16 protein-coding genes are annotated in these 16,801 nt (G+C 57.2%); 10 read left to right on the top strand and 6 right to left on the bottom strand.

Features of this window, described 5'->3' with window-relative positions; all coding sequences use genetic code 11:
- Window position 1: 1 nt before the first annotated feature.
- The 4 genes from U5J94_RS08535 (at window position 2) to U5J94_RS08520 (ending at window position 3,486) form a co-directional block, all read left to right on the top strand.
- Window positions 2–160, top strand: coding sequence for a hypothetical protein (locus tag U5J94_RS08535; protein ID WP_322565223.1), 159 nt, complete (start codon window positions 2–4; stop codon window positions 158–160).
- Window positions 161–309: 149 nt separating this feature from the next.
- Window positions 310–768: a cytochrome c gene (locus U5J94_RS08530; RefSeq protein ID WP_322565222.1), complete on the top strand. Its 459-nt coding sequence runs from the start codon at window positions 310–312 to the stop codon at window positions 766–768.
- Between the two features lie 4 nt (window positions 769–772).
- A complete protein-coding gene (locus tag U5J94_RS08525) occupies window positions 773–1,429 on the top strand; it encodes a biliverdin-producing heme oxygenase (RefSeq protein ID WP_322565221.1) in 657 nt (218 codons plus the stop codon).
- Window positions 1,426–3,486 carry a diguanylate cyclase gene (locus U5J94_RS08520; protein WP_322565220.1) on the top strand — a complete coding sequence of 687 codons (2,061 nt, stop codon included), beginning with the start codon at window positions 1,426–1,428 and terminating at the stop codon, window positions 3,484–3,486. The genes U5J94_RS08525 and U5J94_RS08520 overlap by 4 nt, the downstream gene beginning before the upstream one ends.
- 398 nt (window positions 3,487–3,884) lie before the next feature.
- On the opposite strand, the gene U5J94_RS08515 is transcribed toward U5J94_RS08520, so the two are convergent.
- The 3 genes from U5J94_RS08515 to lexA all read right to left on the bottom strand — a co-directional run bounded on the left by U5J94_RS08515 (window position 3,885) and on the right by lexA (window position 6,162).
- Entirely contained in the window at window positions 3,885–5,081 is a 1,197-nt protein-coding gene (locus U5J94_RS08515; protein WP_416224162.1) for a pyridoxal-phosphate-dependent aminotransferase family protein, read from the bottom strand.
- Window positions 5,082–5,202: 121 nt separating this feature from the next.
- On the bottom strand, window positions 5,203–5,688 hold the full coding sequence (locus tag U5J94_RS08510; protein ID WP_322565218.1) for a Mut7-C RNAse domain-containing protein: 486 nt from the start codon (window positions 5,686–5,688) through the stop codon (window positions 5,203–5,205).
- Between the two features lie 9 nt (window positions 5,689–5,697).
- Window positions 5,698–6,162, bottom strand: coding sequence for a transcriptional repressor LexA (gene lexA / locus U5J94_RS08505; protein WP_322565217.1), 465 nt, complete (start codon window positions 6,160–6,162; stop codon window positions 5,698–5,700).
- A gap of 143 nt (window positions 6,163–6,305) precedes the next feature.
- On the opposite strand from lexA, the gene U5J94_RS08500 reads away from it, so the two are divergent.
- The 3 genes from U5J94_RS08500 to asd are packed head-to-tail and all read left to right on the top strand — an operon-like array spanning window position 6,306 to window position 8,330.
- On the top strand, window positions 6,306–6,962 hold the full coding sequence (locus U5J94_RS08500; RefSeq protein ID WP_322565216.1) for an SCO family protein: 657 nt from the start codon (window positions 6,306–6,308) through the stop codon (window positions 6,960–6,962).
- A 3-nt stretch (window positions 6,963–6,965) separates the two neighbouring features.
- On the top strand, window positions 6,966–7,430 hold the full coding sequence (locus tag U5J94_RS08495; RefSeq protein ID WP_322565215.1) for a copper chaperone PCu(A)C: 465 nt from the start codon (window positions 6,966–6,968) through the stop codon (window positions 7,428–7,430).
- 3 nt (window positions 7,431–7,433) lie between these two features.
- Entirely contained in the window at window positions 7,434–8,330 is an 897-nt protein-coding gene (asd, locus tag U5J94_RS08490; RefSeq protein ID WP_322565214.1) for an archaetidylserine decarboxylase, read from the top strand.
- A 115-nt stretch (window positions 8,331–8,445) separates the two neighbouring features.
- On the opposite strand, the gene epmA is transcribed toward asd, so the two are convergent.
- A complete protein-coding gene (gene epmA, locus U5J94_RS08485) occupies window positions 8,446–9,423 on the bottom strand; it encodes an EF-P lysine aminoacylase EpmA (RefSeq protein WP_322565213.1) in 978 nt (325 codons plus the stop codon).
- 12 nt (window positions 9,424–9,435) lie between these two features.
- Window positions 9,436–10,005, bottom strand: a complete 570-nt coding sequence (gene efp, locus U5J94_RS08480) for an elongation factor P (RefSeq protein ID WP_322565212.1) — start codon at window positions 10,003–10,005, stop codon at window positions 9,436–9,438.
- A 112-nt stretch (window positions 10,006–10,117) separates the two neighbouring features.
- On the opposite strand from efp, the gene epmB reads away from it, so the two are divergent.
- From epmB to U5J94_RS08465, 3 genes are all read left to right on the top strand, one after another.
- On the top strand, window positions 10,118–11,125 hold the full coding sequence (epmB, locus tag U5J94_RS08475) for an EF-P beta-lysylation protein EpmB (protein WP_322565211.1): 1,008 nt from the start codon (window positions 10,118–10,120) through the stop codon (window positions 11,123–11,125).
- Between the two features lie 174 nt (window positions 11,126–11,299).
- Window positions 11,300–13,162, top strand: a complete 1,863-nt coding sequence (locus U5J94_RS08470; protein ID WP_322565210.1) for a hypothetical protein — start codon at window positions 11,300–11,302, stop codon at window positions 13,160–13,162.
- Between the two features lie 140 nt (window positions 13,163–13,302).
- Window positions 13,303–15,384 (top strand): EAL domain-containing protein, encoded by a 2,082-nt coding sequence (locus tag U5J94_RS08465; protein ID WP_322565209.1) that lies wholly within the window; start codon window positions 13,303–13,305, stop codon window positions 15,382–15,384.
- A 21-nt stretch (window positions 15,385–15,405) separates the two neighbouring features.
- Here the strand turns inward: U5J94_RS08465 and U5J94_RS08460 are convergent, their stop codons facing one another.
- Window positions 15,406–16,794: a sigma-54 dependent transcriptional regulator gene (locus U5J94_RS08460; RefSeq protein WP_322565208.1), complete on the bottom strand. Its 1,389-nt coding sequence runs from the start codon at window positions 16,792–16,794 to the stop codon at window positions 15,406–15,408.
- Window positions 16,795–16,801: the final 7 nt, after the last annotated feature.

Below are 16,801 nucleotides of genomic sequence, written 5' to 3'. Positions count from 1 at the left end.
CATGACGCGACTGTTTGTTTTTCTGATTATCGTCGCCGCTTTCGCTATCTGGGCCGGCTTCGCCCTGCGCAGCATTGATCGCCGCTATTCCAATATCGCCTTTGTCATTGGCGGGATACTGGCGTTTTTGGCGGTCGGGGGTTTTTACGGGCTGCTATAGAGTAAGCAGATATTGTTATTGAATCAGGACAAATCATCCGGTGTATGCCCGCAGGGGTATTGCCGCAATACGGCCCGGCTTCCCCCGGCCTGTCCGTTCAGACAATACCACGACGAACACCATTTAACATTACAAGGATTTACAGACTGATGAAACTCTGGCCGTTCATTCCCCTGTTAGCGGTTTTTTCACATGTCGCTATAGCCGCCGGCGACATCGAATCCGGCAAGCGGCTCGCCATGCAAGGCAACAACCAGGGCGCCACGGCGTGTGTCGCCTGTCACGGCGCCAATAGCGAAGGCAATGCCTCGGCGGGGTTTCCACGTCTGGCCGGGTTGAATGCCGACTATCTGGCCAAACAACTGCGGGATTATCGTAAAGGCTCGCGCACCAATCCGACGATGAACCCGATCGCCGCCGCGCTGGATGCGGCGGCGAGTCGGGATGTGACGGCCTACATCAACAGTCACGAACAGCCACAGGATCCGCGCGATAAAGGCGACCTTAAAAAGACCGACAAGACCTACCACAGCCACCAGTGTCATTACGGGGACAAGATCGACGACGCGGTGCTGGGTAGCCGGGCCCACCCCAGCCCATTTGAATAGACCTATGGGTCACGACACGATTCGAAACAGCGGTTCGACCAGGAGTGTGACGCAACCGGGGGCAACCGGTTTGCTCGGCCGACTAAGGGCCGCGACACGGCCGGCCCATCAGGCACTCGAACAGCACCCGATTTTGCGACCGCTACCTGGCCCGGCGCTGACTGGTGAGGACTACCTGCGGGTATTGAACGCTTTTGCCGATTTTTATCGGGTACTGGAACCCTCGCTGCTTAATGAATTCACGCGACTGGCCGATAAACAGGATACTGTCTATCGTTACCAACAGCGGTGGCCGCTATTACGAGATGATTTGCGCGATCTGCACACCATGACCAGCATCATCCCGCCTGAAATACCAAATTTGCCATCGATATACGATACAAGCAGGCTGCTGGGTGTTCTTTACGTACTGGAAGGCGCCACCCAGGGTGGGCGAATCATCGCACCACATCTTGCCAAAACATTGGGATTAAAAGCCACCTGTGGCGCCCGCTACTTTCATCTATACAAGCAAGGAATGTGGCAACACTTCAAGGTTCTGCTGGCATGTTACGACGGGGTACTGGACGACATAGCCGCTACTCACAGTGCAGTACAAGTTTTTGACGTTTTATATCAGCATTTTGATCATTATCTGCCACCCGACAGGACCGAGCCTTGAGCGAGACTACCGACAACGAGTTTCAAAAAGCCCTGGAATCATGCGCCCAGGAACCTGTGCATATCCCCGGGGCGATCCAGCCCCATGGCTGTCTGATCAGCATGGATGATACTTTTAATCGAATTCTTCAAGTTAGTGCGAATATCCATCACTGCCTGGCTGTCTCGCCTGAACAGGCGCTGCAAAGCTCGCCGCAACAACTGCTAGGCAAACAGCTTGTCCAGCGCTTGCAACGTGCGTTAAAAGACGCCGTATTTTCAACCACGGCTTTGCGCACGACTCGCCGCTTTGGTGATCAGACACAACGCTATAATGTTCTTGTCTATCGCAGCGGCACGCGGCTGGTATTGGAATTCGAACAGTTGCACCACAGCAGCCGTCATCACCTTCTGCCGGCCGTGAATGACTGGCTCGACCGTTTTGCGCAAGCAAACGATAGCCAGGCACTGCTCGATACTCTGACCGAGGGAATACGCGAGCTGACCGGGTACGAGCGAGTCATGGTCTATCAGTTTGATAACGATTGGCATGGTACCGTCATTGCCGAGAGCGTAAATGATCAGGCCCAAAGCTTTCTGGGACACCATTTTCCCGCCAGCGACATACCGCCCCAGGTGCGAGCCCTGTACGATATCAACCCGGTACGCAGTATCCCTGATTCGAGTGTTGCAAACGTGCCTCTGATACCGGCCGAGGACCCCGACAATGGCCCCTTGGATCTGTCGCAGGGGGTTTTGCGCGCGGTCTCTCCCATTCACCTTGTCTATCTACAGAATATGGGTGTGCAGGGTGCACTCTCCATCGCGCTTTACAAGCAGCAACAACTATACGGTCTGGTTGCCGCCCATGCATTACAACCCCGCTCATTGTCACCCGACGTGCGCGATGCCGCCCGCTCCCTGGTCCAGGCCGCCACCCAGCGGCTGTTTTTGATCAAGGCTCACGAGGAAGCACGGTTTTTACAACGGGTACGCGACAGTCAGGCATTGCTCGCCGAGATTCGTGGCCAGTTGCGCGAACCGGCAATTATACTTCAGGAGCACGGTTACGACTGGCTGGAACTGTTCCGGGCCTGCGGTTGTGCCCTGGTTTATCCAAAACATACCTTCGGTCTGGGCAGGGTACCGGATCGACCGACCCTGAAGAAAATCGCCGCCTGGTTGGATCATGAATCCCAAAGCCACGGCACCTGGCAGAGTAACGAACTGCAACTCACCGGACTGACGGGATTGATCGATAAACAAGACGCCTGTGGCTTGCTGGCTACCCCGTTACCATTGGGCCCAATGAATACAGGCTGGTTACTGCTACTGCGCACCGAGCATATCAAAACCCAACTGTGGGCCGGCAATCCGGAAAAACCGCTGCACGATGACAAAGACGGCATACAGCTTTCACCCAGGCACTCTTTTGCGACCTGGGCACAGCAGGTAACCGGCCAGAGCCGGGCATGGAGCGCAATAGAACAACGGGCAATCACCGATCTGGCCGAATATCTCACGGTCGCCATTTCCGCCCATGAAATCGCCCAACTTAACGAACAGCTCGAACACCTGGCCCATACCGATGCCTTGACCGGGATCCGTAACCGATTATACACCGAGCAAACCATCGACAGAGAGATCAGCGCAGCTAAACGATATGGCCGACCCTGCAGCATACTGTTGTTCGATATCGATCATTTCAAACAGGTCAATGATACTCATGGTCATGATGCAGGTGACAAAGTTCTGATAACCCTCAGTGATATTATCACCCGGAATCTACGGCCTACCGACTACTTTGGTCGCTGGGGCGGCGAAGAATTTATGGTGGTTACAGGTAACTGCGATCTGGAGAATGCCACGCAACTGGCAGAACGCTTGCGCCAGGCCATTGAAACCTGCGATTTCGGCCCGATTGGCAACATCACCGCCAGTTTTGGGGTAGCCACCTGGGCCATCAATGATACCCCTCGTACGCTGGCTAAACGGGCGGATCAGGCCATGTATCGTGCCAAAGAGGCAGGCCGCAACCAGGTGATGATCGAAACCGTTATCGAAACAACGTCTGATTGAGCAATACGCGGCTTTTGCGCCAACAGCGAAGGCTGATGGTCGGTGCAGGATACAGCCTGCAGATCATTATCCGGTCCGAAACTGTTCACCAATTCAATAACAAACCACGAAGCCTCGAAGCGAATTAATTTATACTTCGTGTCTTCGTGGTTACGTTTTTATAAAAAATTCTCTCACATCATCGCCCGACTGGGCCATACACAAGACATTTTTTACTCTGCGTCCTCGGCGTCTCTGCGGTGATATGTTTTATCCCTTATCGTCACAACAAGAAAGCTGTCACGCAGGCTATCGCCAGCGTGACCTACGACTATTCGGGTTAATTTGCGGATTAACACACCGGCAAACAAAAAAGGGCGACCTGATGTCGCCCTTTTCTGTTTCGTTAAACGGATCGTTTAACTGGCCTGCGCCGCGCCTTCCAGCACCGCCTTCGCCGCGGGCACGGCCACGCCGCTTTTGATCGGCGCGTTCATCTTGCTCAGCACCTCATCCAGCGACTTGAGGCAGTACTCGATGTTGGCCGGGTTGCTGGCGTGGCCCATCAGGCCGATACGCCAGACCTTGCCGGCCAGGTTGCCGAGCCCGGCGCCGATTTCCAGGTTGTAATCGTTCAACAGAATGGAGCGTACCTCGGCATCATCGGCACCTTCGGGAATGCTGACAGCGTTGAGCTGCGGCAGGCGATCGCCCTCCTTGACCACGAAAGTGATGCCCATCGCTTCCAGGCCGGCCTTGAGCGCCTGATGATGATGCTGATGCCGGGCCCAGGCGTTTTCCAGTCCTTCTTCGTGCAGGATCAACAGCGCTTCATGCAGACCGTAAAGATTATTGATCGGCGCGGTATGGTGGTAGGCGCGTTTGCCGCCGCCGCCCCAGTAGCCCATGACCAGGGTCAGATCCAGAAACCAGCTCTGGACCTTCGTCTTGCGATTCTTGACGACCTCGGCGGCGCGCTCACTGAAGCTGACCGGTGAGAGCCCCGGCGGCGCGGAGAGGCACTTCTGGGTACCGGAATAGATGGCATCGATCCCCCATTCGTCCACTTTCAGGGGCGAGCCACCCAGCGAGGTGACCGCATCGACGATGGTCAGACAATCGTGCTGTTGGGCCAGTTCGACCAGGGTCCTGGCATCGGACTGGGCGCCGGTGGAGGTTTCGGCATGCACGAAGGCGACAATCTTGGCATCGGGATGAGCCTTGAGCGCGTCCCCCAGTTTGGCCGGATCCACAACCGTGCCCCACTCGTCCTCGACCATGACCGCCGTGGCGCCGCAGCGTTCGACGTTCTCCTTCATGCGCCCGCCGAACACGCCGTTTTGACACACGATTACCTTGTCACCGGGCTCCACCAGGTTGACGAAACAGGTCTCCATGCCGGCCGAACCGGGTGCGGAGACCGGGAAGGTCAGCTCGTTTTTGGTGGCAAAGGCGTACTGCAACAGTTCTTTCATCTCTTCCATCATGCCGATAAAGGCCGGATCGAGATGACCGATGGTCGGGCGCCCCAGGGCTTCCAGGACCCGCGGGCTGACATCGGACGGACCCGGCCCCATCAGGGTCCGGTGGGGAGGAATGAATGATTTCATAGACAACACCTGTTCTTTTGCTCCGGGAAGCTCCGCGGAAGGTTAATAGCCGAGTAAAAACGTCCAGTATAAAAGGTTTGCGACGGCTTGTCCCGGGCTGATTGACCGTCAGGCCACAGAAAAGGCCCTACTCTGCGTCGGCCCGGGCGGGCGTCCCCAGGGTTTGTTGCCACTGTTTGAGACGATGGCGCATGCGCCGCACATGACTGCCGTCCCAGTAGACCTTGTTACAGGTGGGACAGTATAGCGTGCCAGCCTGCCGGCGCACATCCGCGGGCATGGCCGCCCGGCGGGTCTCGTCAGCCGGGCGCAGTTCGGTATTGCAGACCAGGCAGCGGGTGAACGGGCGGTATAGCCAGTCGATGGGCAGCTGGCGGGAGAGGCTCGCCGCGCACTGTTCGAGATTATTGCCTTCCAGCAGGATGACATGGCCCGGGGCGCGGCGGTATTCGAGCAGTTTGCGATCCCGGGTGATCAGTTGGCGGCGCTCGGCGATCGCTTCACGCAACAGCTGGTAATCGTCACGCCCGTTGCTTTCGATCAGGGTGTCATAACCGGCGGCCCGCAGCCAGCTGCCGAGCCGTTGCAACATCTCATCACAGAGAAACTTCACACGCGGGGCTCAGTCGGCCGAACGGATGACTCCCGAGACAATCCCCAGAATCTGCACATCCTGGTTTTTGAGATAAATCGGCTCCATCTCGGGGTTGGCCGGTTGCAGACGAATACCGTCGTGCTCGACGAAGAATTTTTTCAATGTCACGCTCTCGCCGTTAATCATCGCCACCACGGTCTGGCCGTTTTCGGCCGTCTCGCGCTTTTCGATGACGATGATGTCGCCGTCCTGGATGTTGTCGTCGATCATCGAATGGCCGCGCACCCGCAGGGCATAGGTATTGCGGCGCACCATGTTGGCCGGCACCGAAATCCGCTCGTCCTGCTCGCACAGATCCATGGGCAGCCCGGCGGTCACCTCGCCCAGCAGGGGAATACTCAGCATGCCGTCGGCGAACACATCCAGCGCTTCAAGCTCCGGGGTCCAGATGGGGCGTTCGCCCTTTGGGATCATATAGTTAACATTTGACATTGAGGTAATTCCTTAGGTATTTTTCCTAACCTTAGCCGGGATAGGCAAAAAGTTCAAATCCCGTCTATCGATGTCGGAACCTTTACTTTCCCGCTGAACCTGAACAGACTCTGTCGTCGCCCAATTCATGAGATAATGTTGCCATGTCCGATACCCGCATTCCCAAGTTCGTCAGTTATCCGCTCATCGCCCTGGTCGCCGTTGTCGCCGTCTGGCTGGGCGTGTGGCTCTCCCTGCAGGATACCGGCCGGGGCATCCCCGAGGAGATGGAAGCCACGGTGCTGCCCGAGGCGCGCCAGCTTCAGCCGTTTGCCCTGCAGGATCACCATGGCCGGCCTTTTGGCCTGCAACAGCTGGAAGGCCAGTGGAGCTTCCTGTTTTTCGGGTTTACCAATTGTCCCGATATCTGCCCGGCGACCCTGCACACCATGAAAAGCGTCTGGCAAAAACTGCCCACCGAGCCGGGTGAGCCGGGCCATCCGCAACTGTTTTTTGTCTCGGTGGACCCGGATCGGGACAGCCTCGACACGCTCAAACAGTACGTGACTTATTTCGATCCCTCGTTTGTCGGTGTCACCGGGGAGCTGGACGAAATCGACAACCTCACCGGCCAGGTAGGCGTGTTGTACGGTTACGACGAGAAAAAGAACGACAACCCGCTCGACTATACGGTCAACCACAGCGGCCAGGTGCTGCTGATCGATCCACAGGGTCGGATGCGGGCCGTCCTGTCCCCGCCCCATGACTCAACGACCCTGGCGCGCAATTACCAGACCATTATTAACTACTACGGAGATTAAACCATGTCGCAGTTTCGCCCGTTTCTGATGTTCGCACTGCTGGCCGGTTCCCTGATGGCCGGTCCGGCGTCTGCACAGACCCTGGAATTCGAAGGTGCCTGGTCCCCCGAGGCGCCCCCTGTCGCCCCGGTCATGGCCGGCTATGTGCGAATCACCAACCCCGGCACCGAGGATGTGGTGATAACCACGGCCCGTTGTCCCGACTTCGGCAAGGTGGAAATCCATGACATGCGCCATCAGGACGGCATGATGCGGATGATCAAACAGGAGAGTCTGACGATCCCGGCCGGCGAACAGATCGCGCTGGCACCGGGCGGCATGCATCTGATGCTGATGAAGCCCCAACGCGCCATCAAGCGCGGCGAAACCCTCGATGTGACGTTTGAAACAGCCGCGGGCGAGTCGATCAACGTCCCCTTCGAGGTCAAGCCCCAGTCCGCACGGGAACAGGGCGGTCAGCATCACTAGCCCATGACACTGAACCCGGTAACCCTGCTACGCCGCGTGCAGGCGGCCGCCTTTGTGGCCCTGCAATATGCGCTGCCCCATCACCTGCTCTCGCACCTGATGGGGCGCCTGACGCGCCTGCGTATCGGTTGGTTGAAGGATCTTTGCATCACCAGTTTCATTCGTCTGTTCAATGTGAACATGGCCGAGGCGGCACAGCCCGATCCGCGCGCCTATCCCGACTTCAATCACTTTTTCACCCGGGCCCTGGCCGCCGATGCCCGGCCGCTGGCCGTCGGTGACGGGAATGTGATCTGTCCGGTCGATGGCACAGTCAGCCAGCTGGGCCGGCTGCAATACGAAACCCTGTTGCAGGCCAAGGGCCATCGCTATGTATTGTCCCAGCTGCTGGCGGATCACAGTGCGGCTGTGCGAATGTTTCAGGACGGCCACTTCGCGACCCTCTACCTGTCACCGCGGGACTACCACCGGATTCACATGCCGCTGGCCGGCACCTTGCGCGAAATGATTTATGTTCCGGGACGACTGTTCAGCGTCAACCCGACCACGGTCAATCGGGTGCCCGATCTCTTCGCCCGCAACGAGCGGGTAATCTGCCTGTTCGACACCGAGCTCGGCCCCATGGCGATGATCCTGGTCGGCGCCATTTTCGTCGCCAGTATCGACACCGTCTGGCACGGCACCGTCACCCCGCCGCGCGGCAAAACCGTGCAGTACCGGGATTACCGCCAGCACCCCGTGCATCTGCAACAGGGCGAGGAAATGGGCCGCTTCAACATGGGCTCGACGGTGATACTGCTGTTCGGCAAGGACGCGGTAACCTTCAGCGACGAACTGGCCGCCGAAGATCATGTGCAGATGGGGCAGCTGCTCGGCACACGTAATAATGTTGAATTTTGAATGTTGAATGTTGAATTTTGAATTAAATGGCCTGCCCACAATTCAACATTCAACATTCAAAATTCAAAATTGCTTTATGTACTTTGCGTCCTCCGCGTTTATAAAATCATTCTATCTAAGCACGCTCAATGCTGAAGCTGAGCACGTCGCGGATGTCATCCTTGCCGGTCGCGATCATCAGTAACCGATCGATCCCCAGGGCAACGCCGGCGCAGTCGGGCAGGCCGTGTTCGAGGGCGGCGAGAAATTTTTCATCGAGCTCGGGCACGAACCGTCCCTGCTGCCGGCGTTGCTGTTGATCCCGTTCGAAGCGCCGGCGTTGTTCGACCGGGTCCTGTAATTCATGATAACCGTTGGCCAGTTCCAGGCCGTTGATATACAGCTCGAAGCGGCTGGCGACGGTAATGTCGTTCTGTTGCTGCAGGCGGGCCAGTGCACCCTGGCTGGCGGGATAGTCATAAATGAAGACCGGCCGGTTGGCGGGCAGTTGCGGTTCGATCACATGGGTCAATAACAGGTCCAGCCAGCCGTCGCGATCCAGTTCACTCTGCCCGGCCAGTTCGATCCGGTATTGCCGCGCCTGTTGTTGCAGATCATTGACCGCACAGGTAAAGGGATCGACTTGCAGATATTGCTGGAACAGCCGGCGATAGCTGAGCTTGCACGTTTCACCCAGAGAGACGTCATCGGCCAGCAAGGCTCTGACCAGCTGTTCCAGTTCGTGCATCAGCACGTGATGATCGAAACCGGGCCGGTACCACTCCAGCAGGGTAAACTCCGGATTGTGGCGGTGCCCCGCCTCGCCGGCACGAAACACCTTGCAGAGCTGATAAACGGGACCACTGCCGGCGGCCAGCAACCGTTTCATCGGGTATTCGGGAGAGGTGTGCAGATAAGCGTCTGTGCCGGCCAGCGGGACACCCAGACTGTCGATATGCACATCGGTGACGGCATGGCGTTGAAGGATCGGCGTCTCAACTTCCAGCACCCCGCGTTGCGCAAAAAAGGCCCGCAGCTGTTGTAGCATGCGGGCCCGTTGTTGCATCACCGCCAGAGCGGCGCCCGGCCGCCAGGAGGTGTTGTCCGCTGTCATCCGCGCAGGCCGTTAGTCCTTGACGCGACCTACGTATTCACCGGTGCGGGTGTCCACCTTGATCTGTTCGCCTTCCTCGACAAACAGCGGCACCCGCACCACGGCACCGGTATCGGTGGTGGCCGGTTTGCCGCCGCCGCTGGCGGTATCACCCTTGACGCCGGGATCGGTCTGCACGATGGTCAGCACCACATGGTTGGGCGGCATCACACTGATGGGGTTGCCGTTCCACAGGGTTACGGTGCAGACGTCCTGCTCCTTGAGCCACTTGGCGGCATCGCCCACGGCCTTTTCATCCGCGGCAACCTGTTCGAAGGTTTCCGGATGCATGAAGTGCCAGGCCTCGCCGTCGTTATACAGATACTGCATATCGGTATCCATGACATCGGCCGCCTCGACCGAATCGTTGGACTTGAAGGTTTTTTCCAGCACCCGGCCGGTGAGCAGATTGCGGATCTTGACCCGGTTGAAGGCCTGGCCCTTGCCGGGTTTGACGAACTCGTTTTCAATAATGGTGCAGGGATCCCCGTCGAGCATGATCTTGAGACCGCTTTTGAATTCATTGGTACTGTAGGTTGCCATGGACTTCCTCGTTTCCTGCTGCGCCTGATATCCAATTCACCGGACTATCCCGTAAACTGGGGACACGACAATTAAGACAATAACGATAAATACATTAAAACAGAATCCGCCTATGATAACGCGAACTCCCCCCCTGTGGCATACCGCAGACTGGCAAAAATCCCTGGCCCGGGCCATCCGTGATCCCCGCCAGTTGCTGGAACAGCTGGCGCTGCCCGCCGATTTGCTGCCGGCGGCCCGGGCCGGTGCCCGGGATTTTCCGCTGCTGGTGCCGCACAGCTATGTGGCGCGCATGCAACCGGGTGATCCGCAGGATCCCCTGCTGCGCCAGGTCTTGCCGCTGGAAGCGGAGCTGCAGCACGTTCCCGGCTATGTGGCCGATCCGGTCGGCGATCTGCCGGCCATGGCCCGGCCCGGCCTGCTGCACAAGTATCACGGCCGCGCACTGGTGGTCACCACCGCCGCCTGCGGGATTCATTGCCGCTACTGCTTCCGGCGTCACTTTCCGTATCAGGACGCCAACCCCATGCCGGATCGCTGGCAGCAGGTTCGCGACTACCTTGCCGCCGATGAGAGCATCGAGGAACTGATTCTCAGCGGCGGGGATCCGCTGAGCCTCTCGGATCACCGCCTGGCCGGCTTGCTCGACGCGGTGCAATCGATCCCCCATCTCAAGCGGCTGCGCCTGCATACCCGCTATCCGATTATCCTGCCGGAGCGGCTGACCGATCGGCTGTTACACCTGCTGCAGCAAGCGCCCCAGGCCGTGATCATGGTGATCCACGCCAATCACCCCAACGAGCTGGATGCCGGCGTCAGAGACGCGCTGGCGCCCTTCCGTCAGGCGGGTATGACGTTGCTTAACCAGGCGGTGCTGCTGCGCGGGGTCAACGACAGCGCGGCGGCACTGGCCGGGCTGAGCGAGGCACTGTTCGCCGCCGGCGTCCTGCCCTATTACCTGCACCAGCTCGACCCGGTGCAGGGTGCGGCTCATTTCGCCGTCCCCGAGGACCGCGCCCGCGCGCTGCATGCGGCGCTACGGGCGCGGCTGCCGGGCTATCTGGTCCCCCGCCTGGTGCAAGAGATCCCGGGCGAAAGCGCCAAAACACCCCTTATCTGAGGACGGCCGCCGGCGATCAAATTTTGCCCGCCAGCCCATGGCGAGCCCCTGCCAGCTGGCATACCCTCCCTGATAACAAGCCTTAATCGGCGTGTAAGGTGTGACAGTGCACACAATTTGTGTTATTTGGGTCCGTGCAGACAAGGAAATCAACAATAATATAAGGAGTCGATCGTGAGCCGATCACCCGGATTGGAAATCCCCGCACAACGCAAGCCGGGGCGGCAGGACTTCAGCCTGCGCCCCAAAAAAGTGGACGCCTGGCTGGACAGCCTGCCCAAAGCCAACCTCGGCGAGACGGCGCGGCTGATTTACCGCACCCTGAACCAGACCAACCGGCTGCAGTATCCATTTATGGACCGGTTTCGCTTTCTGGAACAGATGCGCGAACCGGTTCAATATGTCACCGACTCGATGCGCAAGCACTTTTTGGCCATGACCTTTCCGCTGCCGGAGAAGAACCGTCGGATCGCCGTCGCCACCCGGGAAATATACGCGGCCATGGCCACCGGGTACAAAATCGCCATCGAGGAGATGACCCGCTCCCACCCGCTGTTTCAGGACAAAAAACTGCTGGCCTCGCTGCTGCAACGGGCGCTCACTTATACGGGACGCAACCTGCTCACCGCCTACCAGATCTACGCCCCCTGCGCCCCCCGGACCTGGCAGGAGCTGCATAAACTCTATGCCTACGCCGAATCCCGCAGGCTGCACAAAACCGTGGTCAGCGACGATCAGCAGCTTGCCACGGATAAAACCACCCTGCAGGCGGAATACCTGCGCCTGCTCCTGCTGGCGCTGGCCTCGCCCTACCAGTTGCGCCAGGGTGAAATTCTCCGGATTTACCATGCCCTGGAGCGCTGGGCCCGGCGGCTGGAGCTGCGCCCCCTGAGCGTGCAACCGGCTGGCGATACCCAAACCCGTTTTCTGGTTTGCCTGGATCAGGATACCCCGCCGCGCCCTGCCGCTTACGCCATCATCCGGGAAAAGCACCGGTCACGCTACCGGCAGCTTGAGACCGAAACACTGACCCATCTCCTGCAGGAGGAAATTCGCGCAAACGAGGAAGTTATCGCGACCACCCTGACCAGCGTGGATTTGGCTCGCCCGGATCTCTCCCACGATCTGATGCGCCGACTGCTGGTGGCCTGGGGCGCCGAAACCAAACGCAGCTTCCCGCGCAGCCCGAAGCAGGAGTCCGTCGAGGTCACCATCGGGCTGAGCGCCACTCACCGGTTTCTCAATCAGCTGGCCCGTCACCAGAGCGATCGGGATCTGTTTGAACACCGGGCCCGGTACGAAAGCCAGGAAATCAAAAGTATTAACGAACCGCAGCACGACGTCTGGGACATGATTTACACCACCGATACCACGGCTTTTGACAGCCCCGGCATTCTGCCCCTGGTTGATACGGAACTGGCACGGCATGACGCCCCCGCGTTCGGCGACGCGGAGGAACTCGCCTCAAGCGATCCGGCGCAACACTATCGGGCGGGCAGCTGGCTGATCCTCAATGAAAGCGCCAGTGGTTACTGCCTGGAATACCATGAGGCGGCCACGACCCAGGCCCAGGTCGGCGAAGTGGTCGGCATCCGCCACGGCCACAACGGCAAGACCCTCAAATGGGGAATCGGCGTCATCCGCTGGCTGAAATTCGCCGGCATCCAGGCCGAGGATCCGACCGGGAAAACCGTGCAAATGGGAATTGAGATGCTCAACCCCGCTGCGGCGGCCGTGGGTATCCGGCCCGCCGTCGCCAGCAATCACCCGGAAAACTACCAGCGGACCCTGATGCTCCCCGAAATCCGCGCCATGCACCAGCCCGCCACACTGATTACCGGCCCGGTGCCCTGGCGACCCGGCCAACATGCGGTGCTCAACATCCTCGGCAAGGAACTGCCCGTGGTCCTCACCCACGCCCTGCAAAATACCGGACTGTTTGCCCAGTTCCAGTTCCAGTCCACGGCGCCGGACTCGTCCCGCGACAATGCCCCCCATCAGGATGACGCCCTCTCCGAGGTCTGGTCGAGCATCTGACCCTTTCAAGCCCGGCACATTCGGCCAATAACCGTATCTGCGGCGAGCGCTCTACTTGCCCTGCGCGCCTGAACGGTGACATGATACGCTTACGGGATACGCCGTTAATACAAGAAAAATCAAAAGGGTAAGGACTCACGGTGAGTGACGCGGAACTTCTCAGACTCCTGACTATTTTCGACAATCCGGAAGAGGCCGAAAGCCTGATCAACACCCTGCGCAACGCCGGGCATATCATCCGCGACATCCGTGTCGAGGATGCCGAGGATCTGGAAAAAGCCCTGGAAGAGAACCCCGTCGATATCGTGCTGGCCAAACAGACCACCCCCCTGATCAGCGCCAAACAGGCGGTCGACTATATTGTTAAATCCGGACGCGATATTCCTGTCATCGTGGTGACACCTGCAGGTCAAATGGATGATGCGATTGATGCCCTGCAGGTTGGCGCACGGGACAGCATCGAACTGGGCAAGAACGAACGGCTCAAGCATCTCATCAAACGCGAAGTCAATGATCTGAACAACCGGCGGGATAGGCGGCGCAATGAAAAAATGCTGCACGAATCGGAAAAGCGTGCCCGCGATTTGATCGACAACTCCCGGGACGCCATTTCATACGTCCATGACGGCATGCATATCTACGCCAATAACGCCTACCTCAAGATGTTTGGCTACGACACTCTTGAAGACATCGAAGGCGTGCCGATACTGGATATGGTCAGCAGTGAAGACCACACCAAACTGAAAGACTTTCTGCGCAAGTACGCCAAAGGTCAGAGTACCGACGATACCCTGGACGTCCACGGGCAGACTCTGGAGGGGGCCAAATTCAAGATCACCATGGAGTTCTCCACTGCGAGCATGGAGGGCGAAGTCTGCTCGCAAATCATTATTCGCGATCAATCCAATACCAAGGAACTGGAAAAACAGCTCAATGTGCTGAGCAAGCAGGATCTGCTGACAGGTCTGTACAACCGCAACTACTTCCTGGAGCAGGTTGACAAAATCGTCGCCAAAACGGTTGGCGACAAGGCGCAGGGGGCATTGCTCTATATCGTCATCGATGAGTTCGAGAAACATAAGGAAGAACATGGCATTTCCGGTGCCGATCTTCTGCTCACCGATCTCGCCGGTATGCTCAAGAGCAAAGTCGGCTCAATGGGGACCCTTGCCCGTTTTGAAGGCCATCATTTCACCTTTTTGCTCACCGACACCGACATAAAGCGGGCGGAAAAGATTGCCGGCGGACTGATCAAGCTGATTCAGGACCACTCCTCGGACATCAATGGCAAGATTGTCAGCGCCAAGGCCTGCATCGGGGTGGCGCATATTAACGAAACGGTAAAAAACACCCAGGAAGCGGTTAATCGCGCCATCAAGGGTTTCCATGCCGCGGAAAAAGAAGGCGGCAATCGTTATTATATTTACAACCCGGCAGTGGAAGACCTGGAAGAGCAGGAACAGATCGCTCATTGGTCACACAGCATTAAGGAAGCACTCAAAAAAAATCGGTTCAGACTGTTGTACCAGCCGATCGTCAGCCTGCATGGCGAAACAGGCGAACATTATGAAGTGCTGGTGCGTATGCTGAACGAGAAGAACGAAGAGATTCCGCCTTCTGAATTCATCCCGCCCGCCAATCAGACGGACCTGATGAAATATATCGATCGCTGGATAATCGCCAATACTTTCAAGGTTCTGAGCGAACGCATGCAGCAGAAAAAACAGACTCGTTTTTTCATAAAGCTGTCACAGGGCTCTTTGATCGATCCTGAGTTTTTACCCTGGGTAACGGAGCGCATCAAGTCAGTACGCCTGGATGCGACTCTGCTCACCTTTGAAATCAGCGAAGACACCGCACTGAACAACCTTAATGCGGCGAAGAAACTTGTTGACGGTTTCAGACAGCTTAATTGCCGCACGGCCCTTGAAAACTTCGGCATGGAGCAGAATACTTTCCAGTCCATGAAACAGCTGCCGGTCGATTATATCAAGATACACGCCAATCTGATTCAAAACCTTGCCCAAAACGTCGAGCATCAGGACAAGGTCAAGGAAATTACCAGCGAATCCGGCGAGCGCAGCATTCTGAGTATCGCGACCAGCGTTGAGGATGCCAACAGCCTCGCTGTGCTATGGCAATGCAGTATCGATTTCTTCCAGGGCCACTTCCTGCAGGAGCCCAGCCCGGAGTTGAATTACGACTTCGAAGAAGGCTTCTGACAGGAACAGTTATTTAGCGACTCAGGGCTCGGTAATCCCGTAACGCTTCATTTTCCGCCACAAGGTGGACTTGTCGATTTGAAGTATTTCGGCCGTCATTGCCCGATCCCCGGCTTGCTCGCGTAAGGTTTTCTGAATAAAAAACGCCTCCAGTTCTTCCAGGCTCTGTGGCGGCATACAATCCAGCGCACGTGTTGGCGATTCGACACCCTCACGAAACTCGGGAGGCAAGACATCTTCATTCAAATTATCTTCCGTGCTCAGAATCAACATCCTCTGAATCACATTTTCCAGTTCCCGGACATTACCGGGCCAGTCGTGACGCATGAGCGCGCCAAGGGCTTTGGTACTAATATCTGTTACTGGTTTACCCAGGCGTTGGGAATGTTTATGCAAAAAGTAGTGAGCCAGCACCGGTATATCCGAACGGCGCTCGCGCAAGGAGGGAATATCGATTTCTATCACTTTCAACCGATAGTACAGGTCCTGACGAAATTCCCCGTTATCAATAAGTTCCTGAAGACTGCGATTGCTGGCTGCCATCACTCGCGCATCCATCTCCCGTAGTTCGGTGTCGCCAATACGGTAATAGGTTCCGTCCTGAAGCACCCGCAACAGTTTTGCCTGAAAACCCAGTGAAGCATTGTTAATTTCGTCAAGAAACAGCGTTCCCCCGTTTGCTTTTTCCAGCAATCCGGGTTTATTGCGATCAGCACCGGTAAATGCCCCTCGTGTATAACCAAACAATTCACTCTCGATAATATTTTCCGGAACAGCGGCACAGTTCAGAGCAACAAAATTTCCCTCTGATCGCCCTGAAAGATTATGGATTTTACGCGCCACCATTTCCTTGCCACAGCCGCTCTCGCCACTGACAAGTACACCACAATCATACGCCGCAGACGCATTAATCAGTCTATCGACTTCGTCCATAGAGGCCGATCGACCCACAATTTCAATATCATCGGCTATACCACTTTTCTGTCGCAGGCTCCTGTTTTCGCGGGCCAGACGATTGTGCTCGACAGCCATCTCCACTGTGTGGCGTAATTCCGTATTATCAAACGGCTTGCTGATATAATCAAAAGCCCCGGCCTTGAGGGAATCTACCGCGGACTCAACCGTCCCATAACCGGTTATCAAGATAACCTGGGTAAGGTGATCATGTTGACGCGCAAACCGTAGAACTTCAAGCCCATCAACCTTGGGCATACACATGTCGGTGACCACCACGTCAATTCGTTCGGACTCTATATAGTCCAGCGCCTGCTGGGAACTCGTTGCCTGAATGACCCTGACCGGCATATCCTCAAGCATTGTCGCTATGAGTTTACGCATATTAATATCATCTTCGGCAATCAGTACTACAGGCCGCACGTCATTCGGCGCCTCATGTTCTTCCAACGTCATTGATAAC

It is taken from the genome of Thiohalophilus sp. (genome assembly GCF_034522235.1).
Taxonomy (GTDB): domain Bacteria; phylum Pseudomonadota; class Gammaproteobacteria; order UBA6429; family Thiohalophilaceae; genus Thiohalophilus.
Note: the sequence above shows the minus strand (reverse complement) of the source record. Positions and strands in the feature narration are given on the sequence as shown.

What these genes read in the sequence shown, in the direction of transcription:
- U5J94_RS08535 (WP_322565223.1), top strand. Translation starts at nt 2, where the DNA reads ATGACGCGACTGTTTGTTTTTCTGATTATCGTCGCCGCTTTCGCTATC.
- U5J94_RS08530 (WP_322565222.1), top strand. Translation starts at nt 310, where the DNA reads ATGAAACTCTGGCCGTTCATTCCCCTGTTAGCGGTTTTTTCACATGTC.
- U5J94_RS08525 (WP_322565221.1), top strand. Translation starts at nt 773, where the DNA reads ATGGGTCACGACACGATTCGAAACAGCGGTTCGACCAGGAGTGTGACG.
- lexA (WP_322565217.1), bottom strand. Translation starts at nt 6,162, where the DNA reads ATGTCAAATGTTAACTATATGATCCCAAAGGGCGAACGCCCCATCTGG.
- U5J94_RS08500 (WP_322565216.1), top strand. Translation starts at nt 6,306, where the DNA reads ATGTCCGATACCCGCATTCCCAAGTTCGTCAGTTATCCGCTCATCGCC.
- U5J94_RS08495 (WP_322565215.1), top strand. Translation starts at nt 6,966, where the DNA reads ATGTCGCAGTTTCGCCCGTTTCTGATGTTCGCACTGCTGGCCGGTTCC.
- asd (WP_322565214.1), top strand. Translation starts at nt 7,434, where the DNA reads ATGACACTGAACCCGGTAACCCTGCTACGCCGCGTGCAGGCGGCCGCC.
- epmA (WP_322565213.1), bottom strand. Translation starts at nt 9,423, where the DNA reads ATGACAGCGGACAACACCTCCTGGCGGCCGGGCGCCGCTCTGGCGGTG.
- efp (WP_322565212.1), bottom strand. Translation starts at nt 10,005, where the DNA reads ATGGCAACCTACAGTACCAATGAATTCAAAAGCGGTCTCAAGATCATG.
- epmB (WP_322565211.1), top strand. Translation starts at nt 10,118, where the DNA reads ATGATAACGCGAACTCCCCCCCTGTGGCATACCGCAGACTGGCAAAAA.
- U5J94_RS08460 (WP_322565208.1), bottom strand. Translation starts at nt 16,794, where the DNA reads ATGACGTTGGAAGAACATGAGGCGCCGAATGACGTGCGGCCTGTAGTA.